The 18,104-nt window shown below is 48.9% G+C and carries 13 protein-coding genes; 12 read left to right on the plus strand and 1 reads right to left on the minus strand.

From position 1 onward, the window contains the following. Positions 1 to 227 precede the first annotated feature (227 nt). From VSQ62_RS08580 to hemW, 10 genes are all read left to right on the plus strand, one after another. Positions 228 to 1,070 (plus strand): MerR family transcriptional regulator, encoded by an 843-nt coding sequence (locus VSQ62_RS08580; protein ID WP_334637608.1) that lies wholly within the window; start codon positions 228 to 230, stop codon positions 1,068 to 1,070. Positions 1,071 to 1,101: 31 nt separating this feature from the next. Beyond that, on the plus strand, positions 1,102 to 2,235 hold the full coding sequence (locus tag VSQ62_RS08585) for a 1-propanol dehydrogenase PduQ (protein ID WP_334634305.1): 1,134 nt from the start codon (positions 1,102 to 1,104) through the stop codon (positions 2,233 to 2,235). A 24-nt stretch (positions 2,236 to 2,259) separates the two neighbouring features. Next, positions 2,260 to 3,216 carry a DMT family transporter gene (locus VSQ62_RS08590; RefSeq protein WP_016221976.1) on the plus strand — a complete coding sequence of 319 codons (957 nt, stop codon included), beginning with the start codon at positions 2,260 to 2,262 and terminating at the stop codon, positions 3,214 to 3,216. A 214-nt stretch (positions 3,217 to 3,430) separates the two neighbouring features. Continuing rightward, entirely contained in the window at positions 3,431 to 4,618 is a 1,188-nt protein-coding gene (locus tag VSQ62_RS08595) for a substrate-binding domain-containing protein (RefSeq protein ID WP_334634306.1), read from the plus strand. Between the two features lie 10 nt (positions 4,619 to 4,628). Beyond that, positions 4,629 to 7,688, plus strand: coding sequence for a hybrid sensor histidine kinase/response regulator (locus VSQ62_RS08600; protein ID WP_334634307.1), 3,060 nt, complete (start codon positions 4,629 to 4,631; stop codon positions 7,686 to 7,688). A gap of 21 nt (positions 7,689 to 7,709) precedes the next feature. Further along, positions 7,710 to 8,795: an acyltransferase family protein gene (locus VSQ62_RS08605; protein WP_334634308.1), complete on the plus strand. Its 1,086-nt coding sequence runs from the start codon at positions 7,710 to 7,712 to the stop codon at positions 8,793 to 8,795. A gap of 4 nt (positions 8,796 to 8,799) precedes the next feature. Further along, a complete protein-coding gene (locus VSQ62_RS08610; protein ID WP_334634310.1) occupies positions 8,800 to 9,813 on the plus strand; it encodes an alpha-hydroxy-acid oxidizing protein in 1,014 nt (337 codons plus the stop codon). A 3-nt stretch (positions 9,814 to 9,816) separates the two neighbouring features. Next, positions 9,817 to 10,794, plus strand: coding sequence for a DNA polymerase III subunit delta (holA, locus tag VSQ62_RS08615; RefSeq protein WP_334634311.1), 978 nt, complete (start codon positions 9,817 to 9,819; stop codon positions 10,792 to 10,794). 26 nt (positions 10,795 to 10,820) lie between these two features. Next, positions 10,821 to 12,635, plus strand: coding sequence for a translation elongation factor 4 (gene lepA, locus VSQ62_RS08620; protein WP_334634313.1), 1,815 nt, complete (start codon positions 10,821 to 10,823; stop codon positions 12,633 to 12,635). Further along, on the plus strand, positions 12,635 to 13,831 hold the full coding sequence (hemW, locus tag VSQ62_RS08625) for a radical SAM family heme chaperone HemW (RefSeq protein WP_334634314.1): 1,197 nt from the start codon (positions 12,635 to 12,637) through the stop codon (positions 13,829 to 13,831). Before lepA ends, hemW begins: the two co-directional genes overlap by 1 nt. A gap of 69 nt (positions 13,832 to 13,900) precedes the next feature. On the opposite strand, the gene VSQ62_RS08630 is transcribed toward hemW, so the two are convergent. After that, positions 13,901 to 15,289 (minus strand): AAA family ATPase, encoded by a 1,389-nt coding sequence (locus VSQ62_RS08630; RefSeq protein WP_334634315.1) that lies wholly within the window; start codon positions 15,287 to 15,289, stop codon positions 13,901 to 13,903. A 225-nt stretch (positions 15,290 to 15,514) separates the two neighbouring features. On the opposite strand from VSQ62_RS08630, the gene VSQ62_RS08635 reads away from it, so the two are divergent. Further along, a complete protein-coding gene (locus VSQ62_RS08635; RefSeq protein WP_334634317.1) occupies positions 15,515 to 16,537 on the plus strand; it encodes an alpha/beta hydrolase in 1,023 nt (340 codons plus the stop codon). Positions 16,538 to 16,709: 172 nt separating this feature from the next. Next, positions 16,710 to 18,101 carry an AAA family ATPase gene (locus VSQ62_RS08640; protein ID WP_334634318.1) on the plus strand — a complete coding sequence of 464 codons (1,392 nt, stop codon included), beginning with the start codon at positions 16,710 to 16,712 and terminating at the stop codon, positions 18,099 to 18,101. Positions 18,102 to 18,104 lie beyond the last annotated feature (3 nt).

Below are 18,104 nucleotides of genomic sequence, written 5' to 3' on the forward strand. Positions count from 1 at the left end.
CTGCCCAAACACAGGCTCGATTTTGAAAGGTGCTAGTACATCATTGCATTAATTCTTGAGTAATAAGCGCCTGCTATCCATGCCATCTGCACGCCTTCGAACCTAGATGCAGCCCGCTGCACCGTCGGTTCGCAGACGCACAGCTGACACGAATATCAAGCACTATTACTTCAAGATTAATGCAATAATGTACTAGAAATCAGGATAAAAGGAATCGTGTGGTGAGGATGACGGAAAACAAGAAAAAATTATATTCTATTGGCGAGGCTAGTAAGATCTGTAATGTTTCTACAAAAACACTGCGTTTCTATGACAAGATGGGTGTTGTAACACCGGATTACGTGAGCGAAGAGAACGGATACCGTTATTACAGCAGTATCACGCTGCTGAAAATTCCTGTGATCAAATATTATAAGCAGCTGGGGTTTAAACTGGAGGAGATGGTAGGACTTCTGAATGGGGAATCTTATCATGGTATGGAGGATAATTTCCGTAAGAAAATATTAGAACTGAGCCGGGCAGAGCAGGAGATCCATAAGAGTTATGTGTCTGTGAACGACTGGTATGAGTTGATCAGGGAAGCAAAGATGGTATCCGGCCAGATTGAATGTCCGGTATGTATTAAATATCTGCCCACTCAGGAATATGCGTATCTGGATCAGGAGTTTTCCTATAACTACAGAGACGCCGTGATCAATATACCATGGACAGATTATCTTTCCAGTATGAATTGTTCCATTACCGGTCCGATCATCATAGAATACCCTTCCCTGCAGGACAAGATGGAAGGAGTCTGCCGCACTGCACGGATCATGCAGCGGATCGTCGGGACTTGTGACAGACGGACGAACATCCTTGTCATGAAAGGACAGATGGTGGCGTCCCTCTATCATTTGGGCGGTTATGACAACATTAAGGAGAGCTATCAGAAGATCCTGGAATATATTGAGAAGCAGGGATATGTCTGCAAAGAAAGATCGATAGAACGGTATGTATTGGATTACTGGACATCGGAGATCCTGGATGAATTTGTGACAGAGATCATTATTCCGATCTGTAAAAAAGCATGATTTTAGACAGCGAAAGAAAGGAGGAGTTGATATGGAAGAATTTACTATGAACACAAGAATATATATGGGCGAAGATTCCTGCGAAAAAATAAGTGAATTTGAGATGAAGCGTGCATTTATCTTCTGCGATCCTTTCATGAAACAGTCAGGAAAAACCGATCTGATCGTGACAAAGCTAGCCAAGATGCGTGTGGAATACTATATTTTTGCAGACGTAGTTCCGGATCCTGACATGGCGGTGATACAAAAGGGATTGAATCAGCTGAATGCTTTCAAACCGGATACAGTGTTCGCCTTTGGCGGCGGTTCTGCCATTGATACGGCTAAGGCGGTCGTACATCTGTATGCCAAGATGCATGATATCGCAAGACCTTGCATCATCGCGGTCCCGACCACAAGCGGAACCGGAAGTGAAGTGACTGCGTTTGCGGTGGTTTCAGACAGGGAAGCGGGGATTAAATACCCGCTGATCGATTCCCGGATGATACCGGATGCGGTATTCTTAGATCCGAAGCTTACGTCCACCGTACCGCCGTCCATCACGGCGGATACTGGAATGGATGTGCTTACGCATGGACTTGAAGCCTTCGTTTCCACGGATGCCAATGATTTTACCGACGCTATGGCGGAGAAGTCCATACGGACGGTCTGGGATTATCTGGAACGCTGTGTGGCGAGCGGGGATGATATGGATGCAAGAGCCCATATGCATAACGCGTCCTGCATGGCGGGCATGGCGTTTAATGCGGCTTCACTTGGAATCTGCCACAGTATGGCGCACGCGCTGGGGGCACAGTTCCATCTTCCGCATGGGCGCTGTAATGCGGTGCTTTTACCCATCGTTATCGAATATAACGCCGGACTTGAAATACCGGGTGAGACAGACGCGCTTTTGCGTTATCTGGATATTGCAAGGCTTCTTGGGATCTCTGCCGGAACGAATAAAGCGACGGTTCACCTTATGGTACGCCAGATCCGCAGTCTCATGAGCCGGATCGGCATTCCGGTCCATTTTGCAGAACTGAATATCGATGCTGACAGCTATCTGCGATCGATCGACGTTATGGCAGAGAACGCACTGAAAGACCGTTGTACTGCGACCAATCCCAGAGTACCGGCGGCGGAGCACATCAAACGGCTGTATAAGAAGCTTTATCAGTCGTAAAAACAGCATTAGGAGGAAAATATAATGACAGTAGACAAATCACATTCCATTGGTATCTGGTCAGGTATCATATCTGGCCTTACATATGGGATCTATACGACACTCGTTATGGTGGCAGGCTATTATGAGCCCCTGGTAACGGCGGCGGGACTGCTTGCGGCGCCCTATGTGTGTTCCGGGTTAAACGACCTGTTCGCGGGAATCTGGCTTTCTATCTACAATATAAAGAGGGGACGGATGGCGGAGGTATGGCAATGCCTGAAAACCCGGCCGGGACAAATGATCGTCCTTGGTTCTCTGCTCGGCGGCCCCGTAGCAAACGGAGCCTATCTGGTAGGATTGGCCCTTGCCGGAGCCTATGCGATCCCGATCTCTGCAACATGCAGTCTCTTCGGCGCTATCTTCTCATGGATATTCTTAAAGCAGAGACCTACGAAGAGAGTAGTGGCAGGTATGATCATCTGTGTGTCGGGCGCTATCATCATTAACTGGGTGGAACCGGAAGGAACGAAGAACTTTACTCTCGGTATCATCTGCGCCCTGATCGCGGCGATCTGCTGGGGACTTGAAGGGATGTTCTCAAGCTCCAGCGGTGAAGAGCTTGAACCGGAGATATCCGTGAATCTGCGTGAATTGATCTCCGGTATCGTGGATCTGGCGATCATCGTTCCGGCTGTCAAAGCATTGTCGCTCCTTGCGGGAACCTTACAGGCGGGGATCCCGGTTATCTGGCTCCTTGTGGCGGGGCTTTCTGCCGCGGTTTCATTCCTTACCTGGTATAAGAGTAATGCATTGGTTGGATGCGCCATCGGAATGTCGCTGAATGTAACTTATGCATTCTGGGGAGTATTATTCTGCGTATTATTCCTTGGACAGGAATTGACGGTTACGATCGTCGCAGGATCTATCATTATCGTTCTCGGCGCCGTGCTTGTTACGATGAATCCGCTGGATCTGTTCCGGAAGAATCAGAGCGCATAGACAGATACAGATCAGGAGAATTAAAAAAGGAGTCTTCAAAGAAATAACATGTAAATTAGTACATGTTATTTTTTTGTCTGTTTTAGTGTTGCTAAGAATATCTGTAAAACATCTGTAAAACAATTGAAAATTATGATACAATGAAAAATAATGACGAATGCAAGGATATAGAATTTAGCAGATAGAGAAGATAGATGGGAGGAGACTTGCAATCATGTTTAGGAAGATGCTTGAAGACACCGATGGTGACAGAACCAGGGAAAAGGTCCGCAAGCAGAGTCAGAGAGCTGTAATACGGAACGTCTCATTAGGTACGGCGCTGGCAGGGGCAGTCTGTATCAGCGCTGTCGGGTTTACAGGATGTGGCAGCCGACCGGGGGATAAGCCGTTGCCAGCTGCCGAAGAGTGGTCGGCGGATTCGTACATGGGGGAAGAAGAGGCTTTGGAAGCTGTTGATTTTGATCATGAGCTGGACGGCTATGAGCCGCAGAAGAAGGAATATAATTTTTATCTCACTTATAAGATGGTCCATCCCTGGTGGGATGCGGTTGCATTGGGGATTGAGGATGCGGCCAAGCAATACGAGCATAAGGGAATTATCATCAATTACGAGTACCTTGCCCCTGGCGGCGTCTCTGCACAGGATCAGATACAGCGTCTGTCGGAGGTTTCGGGAAGGGGATTTGATGTGATCGGGGTGGACGTTGCGGATGTGGATATCGTTACGCCTGTGATCAACGGGCTTATAGAAGACGGACAAAAGGTCATGACATTTTCAAGCTCGGATGCTTCAAGGGAAGACGGGTGTGCCCGTATTGCTTATGTAGGCAATACGCATAATTATGAGGACGGCGCCAGTCTTGCAGAGGCTCTCTGCAAGAAGCTTGGAGGATGCGGCAAGGTTGCCGTACTTGTAGGGACTAAGGAGGCGCCTTGCCATGAGGACAGGGCTCTTGGCGTGCGGGATGTGATTGCGAAGTATCCGGATATGGAGATTGCAGAGATCGTTTATGATGAAGATGATGTAGATAAGGCATATGAATTTGCCGGGGAGATTCTTAAGAAGCATAAGGACCTGGCGGGATTCGTCTGCTGTAATATGAGTAATCCAGTGGGGACGGCCAGAGCGGTCATCGAGGCTGGAAGGGAGGACGATATTGTAATCGTCGGGATGGATCACGACCAGGAAGCGCTCAGGTATCTGAGGGACGGGATCATCTATGCACTTGGTGTGCAGGATTGTTATTCTATTGGTTTTGACACGGTTCAGGTGGCAATAAAGATTGCGGACGGGCTTCTTCCCGGGGAGGCATATTCTGAGAAGACGGAAGAGATGACAACGATCATTTACCGGGACGGCGCCGCGTCAATGCTTCAGATGTTATATGGTGAAATTAATTAAGGAGTATAGAATGAATCGATCACAACAGAACAGTATTAATGAAAAGCAGAGAAGACAGGCAGTCGCATTCGCGGTGTGGGGCGGGATTGTCATTGCGGCGATTCTTCTTATTACAACGGTCTGGGTGTCGAACAGTGCAAGAAAGGGTACCGATCAAGCGGTGAACAGGGTCAGTGAGTTCTATCTGGAGGAGCTCGCCGGCCGAAGGGCGCAGGTCGTATCGGAGGAGCTTAAGAATCATTTCGAATATATGGAGAATGCGCTGAGTGTATTGGATGAATCGGATCTTGAGTCGCAGGAGACATTACGTGCGTTCTTGGGGAAGGTGAAGAAGCTCTATGGGGTGGACAAGTTCGTGCTGGTGGATGAGGAAGGGATCGTCTATGCTGAACACAGTACGTCCTCAGGGCTTAGCAGATACAGCTTTCTTTCAGAGGAAATGACAGGGCCGGTGATCAGTATGTCGAGTCTCTACGGTGCGAAGAAGCAGGTGATCCTTGCGATCCCTGTGAAGGAGGGGATCATATTCCAAGGTTCGCAGCTTAAGGTGTGTTTTGTCCAGGTTAACATAAGTGAGATGTTAAGCTCTCTGACACTGCAGACCGACGATAATGAGACTTATTGTAATCTGTATTACCGCAATGGAGAGAGTCTGACTTATGATGATTTCGGCTATCTTACGGCAGGCAAGAATATTCTTGCCGCGCTTGAGGAAGCCAGGATGGAAGAGGATTCCAATTATGATCAGTTTAAAGCTGATTTTGAAGCCGGAGAAGCGGGGCATATTTCCTTTACTTACCGGGAGACGCCGGAAGAACTCTGTTATATTCCGGTGGAGGGCACGAACTGGATGCTGACCATCCTGATTCGGGAAAATGTGATCAGCGACCAGATCAGTACCATCAGCTCTGAAATGATGAAGCACGGAATTATCCAGATCATAATAACAATGGCGGTTATGCTGGCGGTATTTCTGGGGCTGATCTGCCATTCCAAGAGGAGCGCCGGGATTCTCCTTAAACAGGAGCGGGAAGACGGAGCCAGGATCAGGGCCGCTTATGCACAGATTGAGAGAGAGCAGACGGACATGGAGAATATCCATAATGCTATGGGATCCGGACGCTGGAACATGGAGTTCAATGAGAAGGCGGAGATGGTTTCTTGTATATGGACGGATACATTTCGGAGAATGCTTGGCTATGAGAGTGAAGAGGAGTTCCCTAACAGGTTGGAATCATGGTCTGACCTTCTGCATGCGGATGATAAGGAATGGGTGGTAAAGGAATACTGGGACACGGTAAGAGACTATAGCGATAAGAAGACTTATAATGTAGAATACCGTCTTCTCACGAAGCATGCCGGGTGGAGATGGTTCCATGCGGCCGGAAGGCTGTCAAGGAGGGAGGATGGTTCACCGCTCACTTTTGTCGGGCTCTTTGTGGATATTGACGATGAGAAGAAGATGAAAGTCCGGTTAGAGCAGCAGAAGGCGGATCTCCAGGACGCATTGGCGGCGGCGCAGCATGCTAACAAGGCGAAGACTACGTTCCTGAATAACATGTCCCATGATATCAGGACGCCTATGAACGCGATCATAGGATTCACCTCTCTGGCAGCGGCACACATCGACAATACAGAGCAGGTGCAGGATTATCTGTCGAAGATCACCACGTCAAGCAACCATCTGCTCAGCCTGATCAATGATGTGCTGGATATGAGCCGGATCGAGAGCGGGAAGGTTAAGATCGAGGAGAAGGAGATGTCCCTTCCGGAGATCATGCATGACCTTCGGACGATCGTGCAGGCTGATATCACATCGAAACAGTTGGAATTCTATATTGATACGGCCGATGTGGTCAATGAAAATGTAATGTGCGACAGCCTGAGGCTGAATCAGGTCTTGCTGAATCTCCTGAGTAATGCCATGAAGTTCACGGAACCGGGCGGTATTGTGAGTGTGCGCATCATGCAGAAGGAAAATGCGCATGAGGGCTATGCATCCTATGACTTCCAGGTGAAGGATACAGGGATCGGTATGAGCCAGGAATTCTTAGAGCATGTATTTGAGCCGTTTGAGCGGGAACGGACGAGTACGGTCAGCGGAGTCCAGGGAACGGGACTTGGAATGGCGATCACCAAGAATATCGTAGATATGATGGGAGGTACGGTCAGCGTCGTCAGCGAGGAAGGAAAGGGTTCGACATTTACGGTATCCTTACAGCTCCGGACCTGTTCGGGTCCGGTAAGGCAGGAGATTATTCCGGAGTTACAGGGACTCAGGGCGCTTGTGGCGGATGATGACTTCAACACTTGCTCAAGCGTCACCAAGATGCTCTCTACGATCGGGATGCGTCCGGACTGGACGACTTCCGGGAAGGAAGCGGTACTCCGTGTCAAGCTGGCAGGAGAGCAGAATGATGAGTATGCGGCATTTATCATAGACTGGCTGATGCCGGATATGAACGGTATCGAGGTGGTGAGAAGGATCCGGGGGATCATCGGGGATGACACGCCGATCATCATTCTGACTGCTTATGACTGGACAGATATCGAGGAAGAGGCAAGGAATGCGGGAGTCACGGCGTTCTGCTCTAAGCCGATCTTCTTGTCAGAGCTAAGAGAGATCCTCGAATCGCCGTATATGGTTCAGGATATGGAGAGTACGGCTGTGGAAGAGCCGCTCTCCTTTGACGGGAAGAAGATCCTGCTGGTCGAGGACAATGAGCTGAACCAGGAGATTGCAGTAGAGATCCTGCAGGAATCGGGATTCGTCATTGATGTGGCGGACGACGGCGCAGTGGCGGTAGAGAAGATGAAGACGGCAGAAGCCGGGCAATACGATCTGATCCTTATGGATATACAGATGCCGATCATGAATGGGTATGATGCTACGAGACAGATCAGGGCGTTTACGGATCAGGAGATCGCAAATATCCCGATCATTGCGATGACTGCCAATGCATTTGACGAGGACAGGAGAGCGGCGCTTGAAGCAGGGATGAACGGCCATATCGCGAAGCCGATCAATATTCCGAAGCTGTTAGATCTCCTGAAAGAGATACTAAAATAATTATATTATGGGGGACTGAGGATGGGAAATGAGACGGCGTCACCGTCTAATGCGAAGATTGGCGAATTCCAGGGACTTAGGGCAGTCGCACTTGCAGGGATCATATTTTATCATTATGGGAATACAGGCCTTGCTATGTATGCAGTGTGGGGAGTCAGCTTGTTCTTCATGCTGAGCGGATATCTTAACGGCCTGTCCTGGGCAAATGGGAAGCAGCCGCACAGAGACATGAAAAGCAGTGTATCCTATATGCTGCGTCATATTAAGAAGTTGTATCTCCTGCATATCATCATGACGGTTGCAAGTATCCCTGTCTCGGGGATACTTCCGGCGATACGGACCAATGGCGCTAAGGAGCTGATCTTCTGGGGAATTGTTTTTTTCATGAATGTGACATTGACAAAGTCCTTATATCCGAAGTATTATTGGGGATATAACGGAGTTTCATGGTTCCTGTCCACGTATGCGGCGCTCTGTCTTCTGACGCCGTCGCTTTTGCACGGTACGGCGCGTCTGCTTAAGAACCAGAAGCTTCGCAGGGCAGTAAAGGTTATGGCGGCCATATTCGCATTACAATTTGTGTATTGCTTCTTGATCGGGAGGACTAAGCTTGTAACCGAGTATTGGGTCTATATCTTCCCGCTGGCCCGTGTGGGGGAATATGTGATCGGCATGATCGCCGGCATGATCAGCTTTAAACTGCCGGAAGGGAGAAAATATGGGCTGATCGGAGTGATCGCCGGACTTTGGATCGCGGTATTGATGTTCTGCGTACCGATGCCGGAATGGCTGTTTCGAAGCATCGTCTGGATCGTACCGAATGTGCTTCTGCTGTGGGGCATTCATAGATCCCAGGGGTTTCTCTCAAGGGCGCTGTCATGCAGGCTGTTAGTGATATTAGGAGACTGTTCTGCCAATATGTATCTGATCCATCAGGTCGTCTATGGGTATTTCTTCTATTACGGGTTGATGGAAGGCCCGGCAGGGAGAAGGATTGCCGTGATGCTGCTGAACTATGTGCTAACATTTGTCCTGGCGGCAGGATTCCAGATACTAATGAAGAGATGGGCAGAACGGAAGAAATATATTAAAAAAACGGAGGATTGAGAAGATGCTATATGAAGAAGTATTGGCGAATGCCAGAACATGTATGGGTGAATATTGCAAGGCTTGTCCGGTGTGCAACGGCAAGGCATGCAGGAATCAGATACCGGGGCCGGGCGCGAAAGGAAGCGGGACGGTTGCGATCCGCAACTACGACAAGTGGCAGGAGATCTGCCTTAATATGGATACGATCTGCGAGAACCAGCCGGTGAGTACAGCGTTTGGGCTGTTCGGGCAGCAGTTTGCCGCACCGATATTTGCGGCGCCGATCGGGGCTATGAAGCTTCACTATGGGGATAAATATGACGACCTTCAGTATAATGATATCCTGGTATCCGCCTGTGCGGACGCGGGGATCGCCGCATTTACAGGCGACGGGACGAATCCGGCGGTGATGGAGGCGGCAACCAGAGCGATCGGGCAGAAGGGCGGCAAAGGGATACCGACAGTAAAACCATGGGATATCAACACATTGAAGGAGAAATTCTCCCTGGTTAAGGAAAGCGGTTCATTCGCGGCGGCGATGGATATAGATGCGGCGGGGCTGCCGTTTCTCAAGAACCTGACACCGCCTGCGGGAAGTAAGTCTGTGGAAGAGCTGGCAGGAATCGTTGCAGAGGCGGGAGTTCCTTTCATCGTGAAGGGTATTATGACGGTGAAGGGTGCGTTGAAAGCGAAGCAAGCGAATGCAGCAGGAATCGTTGTATCTAATCACGGCGGACGTGTCCTTGACCAGTGTCCGGCGACGGCAGAAGTATTAGAAGAGATCGCGGCGGCTGTCGGCAAGGATATGAAGATCTTCGTGGACGGCGGGATCCGTTCCGGCGTGGATGTGTTCAAGGCGTTGGCGCTTGGCGCGGACGCGGTTCTGATCGGACGTCCGTTCGTGTCGGCTGTGTATGGCGGCGGCGCAGAGGGCGTAGCGGCTTACATGGCAAAGCTTACGGCGGAGTTAGAAGATACCATGGCTATGTGCGGCGCCCATTCATTGGAGGAGATCTCAAGAGATATGGTGAGATAGTCCATGAAGAGTCTGAATGAAGATATCAAATCAGGACAGTTTAAGAAGGTCTACCTCCTGTACGGGGAGGAGACTTATCTGAAGAGGCAGTATAGGGACCGGATGACGAAGGCCATGATCCCGGACGGGGACACGATTAATTATGCTTATTTTGAAGGGAAGGGGATCCGGCCGGGTGAGCTTATTGATCTGGCGGAGACGATGCCTTTTTTTGCAGAGCGCCGGCTGATCGTGGTGGAGAATTCCGGGTTTTTCAAGAATGCAGTTCCGGAGCTGGCGGATTATATCAAGGAGATGCCGGATACGGCCTGTTTCCTCTTCATAGAGAGTGAAGTGGACAAGCGGGGGAAGCTTTTTAAGGCAGTAAAGGACAGGGGACGTATTGTTGAGATGGGGCGGCAGGATGAGAAGACGCTGCTCTACTGGATCGCGGGCAATGTGAAGAGAGAAGGGCGGCAGATCAAGGAGTCGGCCGCCCGTTATCTGGTGTCTAAGACGGGGACGGATATGGAGAATCTGGAAAAGGAGTTGGAGAAGCTATTCTCCTATACCCTTGGAAGCAGCGAGATCACGGCGCAGGATATCGATGCGGTCTGTACCACCCAGATCTCTAATAAGATCTTCGATATGGTCGAGGCGGTAGCAGAGAAGAAGCAGAAGAAGGCACTTGATTATTATTATGACCTGCTCGCGTTAAAGGAGCCTCCGATGCGGATCCTGTATCTCCTGTCACGCCAGTTTAAGCTGCTGTTAGAGGTAAAAGAACTGTTAAGAAGAGGGTATGACAAGGGGCAGATCGCGAAGACTGCGAAGCTGCATCCCTTTGTTGCGGGCAAATATATGCAGCAGTGCAGGAGCTTTACCGCATCTGAGCTGCGCGGAATCATGGAGGAGGCCGCCGATACTGAGGAGCTGGTGAAGACGGGGCGGCTGAACGACGTGATGAGCGTAGAAATATTTATTGTGAAATTCAGTATATGATTCGGATGATAGAAGGGGAATAGTAAATGGCAGGAATAGATCAGAGTAAGATTCGTAATTTTTGTATTATAGCGCATATCGACCACGGGAAATCGACGCTGGCGGACCGCATCATTGAGATGACGGGCCTTCTCACCAGCCGCGAGATGCAGTCCCAGGTGTTGGATAATATGGAGCTTGAGCGGGAGAGAGGCATCACCATCAAGGCGCAGGCGGTGCGTATCGTCTACCAGGCGAAGAGCGGGGAGGAATATATATTCAACCTGATCGATACGCCGGGGCATGTGGATTTTAACTACGAGGTGTCAAGAAGCCTTGCGGCCTGCGACGGTGCGATCCTGGTGGTGGATGCGGCTCAGGGAGTGGAGGCGCAGACGCTGGCGAACGTCTATCTGGCCCTGGATCATGATCTGGATGTGATGCCGGTCATCAATAAGATCGACCTTCCAAGCGCGGAGCCGGAAAGGGCGATCGAGGAGATTGAGGATGTGATCGGGATCGAGGCGGCGGATGCGCCGCAGATCTCGGCAAAGACCGGGCTTAATGTAGAAGAAGTGCTGGAGCAGATCGTGGAGAAGATCCCGGCGCCGACAGGCGATCCGGCGGCGCCGCTTAAGGCGCTGATCTTCGATTCCTTATATGATTCCTATAAGGGTGTGATCGTATTCTGCAGGATCAAGGAAGGGACGGTCAGGAAGGGAACACCGATTCTGATGATGGCGACCGGAGCGAAGGCAGAGGTGGTCGAGGTCGGATATTTCGGCGCGGGACAGTTCATCCCCTGTGAGGAGCTGAGCGCGGGGATGGTCGGTTATATCACGGCAAGCCTTAAGAATGTGAAGGATACCCGTGTGGGCGATACCATCACGAATGCCGCAAGCCCTTGTGATGAGCCGCTTCCGGGCTATAAGAAGGTCAATCCGATGGTGTACTGCGGCATGTATCCGGCGGACGGGGCCAAGTACCCGGATCTTCGGGATGCGTTGGAGAAGCTTCGGCTCAACGATGCGTCTCTGCAGTTTGAGCCAGAGACGTCTGTCGCGCTGGGATTTGGTTTCCGGTGCGGTTTCTTGGGGCTTCTGCATCTGGAGATTATACAGGAGCGTCTGGAGAGGGAGTACAACCTGGATCTGGTGACGACGGCGCCGGGCGTGATCTACAAGGTTCATAAGACCAACGGCGAGGTGATCGAACTGACGAACCCGACCAACCTGCCGGATCCGTCGGAGATCGAATATATGGAGGAGCCTATGGTGAAAGCGGAGATCATGGTTACCTCAGAATTCATCGGGGCGATCATGGATCTGTGCCAGGAGCGCAGAGGAGTGTATGACGGGATGGAATATATCGAGGAGACCCGCGCGGTGCTTCGGTATCATCTGCCGCTTAATGAGATCATCTATGATTTCTTCGATGCACTCAAATCACGCTCCAGAGGCTATGCATCTTTCGACTATGAGATGGACGAGTATGTGCAGTCGAACCTGGTGAAGCTGGATATCCTGATCAACAAAGAAGAAGTAGACGCATTGTCCTTCATTATCCATGCGGATACGGCCTATGAGCGCGGGCGGAAGATGTGTGAGAAGCTTAAAGAAGAGATTCCGAGGCAGCTCTTCGAGATTCCGATCCAGGCGGCGATCGGCAGCAAGATCATTGCCAGAGAGACCGTGAAGGCCATGAGGAAGGACGTGCTTGCCAAGTGCTATGGCGGCGATATCAGCCGTAAGAGGAAGCTTCTTGAGAAGCAGAAAGAAGGCAAGAAGCGTATGCGGCAGGTAGGCAATGTAGAGATCCCGCAGAAGGCATTTATGAGCGTATTAAAGTTGGACGATAAATAATGAGACCATTAGAGTTGTATATTCATATTCCGTTTTGTGTAAGAAAATGTCAATATTGTGACTTCCTGTCCGCACCTTCCACGAAGGAGGAGCGGCAGGAGTATGTGGAAGGCCTTTGCCGGCAGATCCGTTCCTACGGTGAGACGGCGAAGGCTTATCGCGTTGTGAGTATCTTCGTGGGCGGCGGAACCCCGTCTATCCTGGAAGCCGGGCAGATCCTTGACATATTCGCGGCAGTCTATGATACATTTGCCGTGGAAGCGGAGGCGGAGATCACCATAGAGATGAATCCCGGTACGGTGACAGAAGAGAAGCTTGCGGCTTATAAGAGGGCGGGGATCAACCGGCTGAGTATCGGACTGCAGTCGGCGGAGAACGACGAGCTTAAGATCCTTGGGCGGATCCACACGTATGAGGAATTCTTAAGAACTTATGAGCTTGCCAGGGGAGCCGGGTATCGGAACATCAATATTGATCTGATGTCAGCCATACCGGGTCAGACGGTGGAAGGATGGGAGGAGACGCTTCGGAAGACGGCAGAATTAAGACCGGAGCATATCTCGGCTTACAGCCTGATTATTGAGGAAGGGACACCTTTTTACGAGAGATACGGTGAGAGATGTGCAGATGAGGGGAATGTGACGGAACGGAGTATAGGTGAAGCCGGAAGGGTAACGGCGGAAGCCGGGAATATTGACGAAGCGCGAAGGGGAAGTACCAGGGAATTGCCGGGAGAAGAGGAAGAACGTCAGATGTATCGGCGGACGAAGAGTATCCTCGAAGAGTACGGGTACCACCGGTATGAGATCTCGAACTATGCACTGCCGGGATATGAGTGCAGGCATAACCTGGGGTACTGGGACCGGACGGAGTATCTGGGGATCGGCGCGGGTGCGGCGTCGCTTATGGATAACCGGCGCTGGAATGACGGAGGGGAACCGGCGGCGTTAAGCCGGACGGAGCAGATGGAGGAATGTATGTTCCTGGGACTTCGGAAGACAGAAGGGGTGTCGAAGGCGCGGTTCGAAGCGGAATTCGGGTGCAGTATGGAGAGTGTCTACGGTGGAGTGCTTGAGAGGATGTATGGGCTGGGGATGATGGAAGAGGCAGGAGAGTACGTGCGGCTGACAGAGAGGGGGATTGATGTGAGCAATGGGGTGATGTGTGAGTTCCTATTTGCCGCATCTTATTTGTAAAATAAGATGACTATAGATTCCGGCCATTTTATTAGCGAAAATGGCCGGGTAGATAGGCTTTCAGAGATACTACAGGTATTCTATCTTACTATCTGCATAACCTTGTCCGCTTGGAAGTTCTTGGAATTCCAGATAATCTTTCACCCGGCTGATATAAGCCAGCTGAATAACTGCGCGTAGAGACTGCTCATTGTTATAGAATAAGGGTGAGGTATATTCCGTGTGGATCTTATCCAATAGTCTGGCCACCGTTTCTTCATCCATATGCAATGTAGCATCCAATAACTGCTCTGATTGACGGATTACTTGTATCAGTTTAGGGCTGTCTGCTGCATTTTTTATGGCACGCAGGAATTCTTCCGTTACTTCTTGATTAGGGATAAATACGCCTTCAGCAGATATATCATAAGCCAGATACCCCAGATGTACCAGCAGTGTAAGCACATCATCCCTACTGCGGAAAGTAGTCATATCATTTTGAAAGGTATTGGTATCTATTTTACATTTCATGCCGCCGAGCATGGATAAGATCATATCCTTAAGGCCGTCAAAATTCATAGTGATATAGGTTCTCAGGGATTCGTATGTCTCTGTCTGTGCCCAGTAGCTTCCGAAGCGTTTACGGTTTATAGCATCTAATACTGATTTGGGGTTGTATATGTGAAGGTGATCGCCCAGAATATAGCCATCGTACCAATGCTGCATCTCATGGAAATCCAGACTGGATTCTTCGCACAGCTTGCGGACTTCATCCTCTGTAAAACCGACATATTCTTCTAACGGCGAGGAATCCACCATGGTAAATTCATAGAAATCACTTAATGCGGACTGGTTGCCATATTTCTTAATGGGCAGAATTCCTGTCATATAAGCGGCCTCAATCATCTTATCGGTCAGACTGCTTCGGAAAAGGCCCCGCAAAAGCTGAACGTATTCTTCCTGCAGGGACTTATCTTCCTTCGCCTCCCGGAACAGGGCGTCCCATTCATCGATGATGACGATAAACTTCGAATCAGACCCGGCAGTAATATCAGAGAGAGCAACCGGCAGCGAATGTTCCGATATTTCGACACGGTTCGGATAAATCTCCCGTAACTCTTTGATGACAGCTTTTTGCAGGTTTTTAACGGTATCTTTCATGTTGCCCGCAGTTGAGATAAACCATGTAATATCCAGATATAATACGTTGTATTGGTTCAAATGTGTCAGATAAGAAGATTCCCCGGCAATCTTCATGTTGTAAAAAAGCTCCTTTGAATCACAGCTCTTATCATAATAAGCGCATAACATCTGGGCGGCGAAGGATTTCCCGAATCGTCTCGGCCGGTTGACGCAGGTAAGCTTTTGTTTCGTTCCCAGAGTATGATTAATATAATCGATCAACCCTGTCTTGTCGATGTATTCTCCTTTTCGTATGGATCGAAACCCGTCATTCCCGGGATTCAGATACTTTCCCATGAACAGCCCTCCCTATCGATGTGTAAACATGAGCACATGACATTTTGATGCCTTGTATCATATTATAAATGCTTTTTGTAATTTTTACAATGTACCGGGGTGTAAATAACATATTTTGAACAGATACGGGAATTGTACTAAAACATATTGTATCCATCCTGTTATAATAGGATCAGGAACTTTTTAACCGGGAAATATTAACAAAATTAAGAAAGGAAGAAAAAGATGGATGCAAAATATTTAGTCCGCGATGATGCGGAAAAATGGGCGAATCCTGAACTGGCTGATGTATTTGAGATGGGGCTTCCCATTTCCTTTGAGGAATGGTTGGACGAACCGGGAACGAATGCTGAGAAAAGGGCGAAATACAGTATGCCCCTTGAGGAGACCCACAATGAGCGGACAGAGACGTACGAAGTGCCGGGATGCCCTGAGGAACCGGACGCGCCTGCAGTAAGGATTCTTGTCACTTACCCGGCAAATAGAAAACGCAAGATGCCGTGCGTAATCGGGATTGCAGGAGGCGGATTGATCCTCTCATTTGCGGCGATCATGGCACCGGAGAAGCTTGCAGACGATCTGGGGGCGATCGTGGTATCCTTCAACTACAGATGTCTGTTTGATGATTCCAAATATCCGGAAGCATTAAACGACTGTCACGCAGTGTACAAATATGTGTTGGATCACGCCAAGGATCTAGGTGTTGATGAGAAGAGAGTGCTCCTCTATGGCGTCAGTTCCGGCGGGCACCTCGCATTGGCGCTCTGTCACCGATTGAAGAGGCATAACTATCATCCGCGTGGATGTATCGCGATCGGACCTGTTGCGGATAACCGACTGATCTACCCTTCCAGCGTAAGAAGCGGCAATACCTGGAACAGCCAGGCGCTGTACCGGACCGGCAAAGAATGGCTGGGCGATCAGGGGAACGATGCATTTCTGTCGCCGGAAGCCTTCCCGAATCATGCGACGGTGAAGGAGTGTGAAGAGCTTGCACCGACAATTATCTATACTTATGAGACGGATGTCTGCCTGGATCCAAGCCTGATGTATGCATCCAAACTGGTACAGGCCGGTGTGTTCACACAGTTGTATCTGTTTGGAGGACAGAATCATATCTGTAACTGTAATGCTTATCTGAATACGCCGGACAGCGAGCAGGCGGAAGAATACCGTGATATGTTGAAACGTGATGTGGATATGCTGGTAAAGAATGATCTTCGGAGATTGTGGCAGGAGGAAGAATAATCATCATAAGATAAAAAGGGGGACAGGACAAATGCGGAGGATTTGCCCTGTCCCTTTTTATGGCGAAGTATCCCAATCAGAGGTGAACGATACTTGATAATCCTGATTGTGTCGTGTTATGATAAACGTATGAATTCCAGAGGGTGAAAGTAATATGCCGGCAGGAGGGAATATGAGAAGAAGAGTAATCATTGAGAACTTTGGGAAGATTGAACATGTCGAATTAGAAATGAAACCAATGATGATGTTTGTGGGAGATAATAATAGCGGGAAGAGTTATCTGATGAACCTTCTATGGGGATTTTCTTCGGAAAGCAGTGCGCTGTTGACTCATTTGACCGAGAATATATTGAGTTCAGACCTGTATAAAGAATGCGAGCAGTATTTGATAGGGAAGATAGCAGAGGCAGAGATAGAAGAAATATTATCTGCAGAATGGTTTGAAAAGTTTCTAAAATTACTGAACCTGTGTGTTGAACAAAATAAAGATCGTTTTGTCTCAGAGATATTTAATAAGGAGATGCATATAGGAAAATTAAAATTGGATATGGAGGATGAAGAAAAAATTGAAATTATAGTAGAAAGCACATCGATTTTTTGCGAGGTAACGAATAGGGGGAGGACAAATAGAGGGAGAACAAATAGAGAAAAACAGGGTTACGTTATCACCGAAAAAACGATGTGGATCAGATTGTTTAAATATTATCAGATGGGAATGCAGATTGAGGGGAAGGATGCATTGCAGAGGAGAAAGTATGTTAAGTTTGTGTTAAACATGCTGTTGAAATATTGTACAGATATATCTGTACAAGAAGGTGATCCGGTATTTCTTCCATCTTCTCGGACAGGGTTCGTTTTGTCTAAAAATCTGATCATTAATCATATGTATGAGAATAGTTTCAACAGAGGCTCAGATCTTGTGCCGTCATATTTTACGAAGCCTGTGATCAGTTTCTTGAAATTATTGAACAGTGTGGGGGAAATAGAAGGAAAGAACCAGGAATTATGCAAGTTAGCGGAGTTTATTGAGCGATCCGTTCTACATGGTCAGGTTGAAAGGCAGGATACAACGGCTCGGGCGTTCCTATATAAACCAGAAAATATAGATGATTCCATTCAGATGTATCTTGCGTCAGCAGTGGTTACAGAGATTACTCCATTATACCTGCTGTGCAAATATCAGCATATGATATCGCAGATGTTTATAGAGGAGCCGGAGATGTGTCTCCATCCGCAGTTGCAGACGGCGGTCGCAAAAGTTCTGGTTAGAATGTGCAATATGGGAATACCGGTAATCATGACTACGCACAGTGATATTATCATTCAGCATATCAACAATATGCTCCGTGTAAATAATAGTGATAAAAAGCAGGAGCTTATGGAGAAATTCCAGATTGAAGAACAGGATCTATTGAAAGAGGATCAAGTTGGGGTATATCAGTTTACTTGTCGGGGAGAAGAGAGTTCCGGGATTGAAGAGCTGAGAGCTGGAACGATGGGATTTGAGACAACGACTTTCAGCAATGCATTTGAAGAGATGCTGGAACTGACATATGATATATAGCAA

The sequence above is a fragment of the Sporofaciens sp. JLR.KK001 genome (genome assembly GCF_036941055.1).
In the GTDB taxonomy this organism is placed as follows: Bacteria; Bacillota; Clostridia; order Lachnospirales; family Lachnospiraceae; genus Sporofaciens.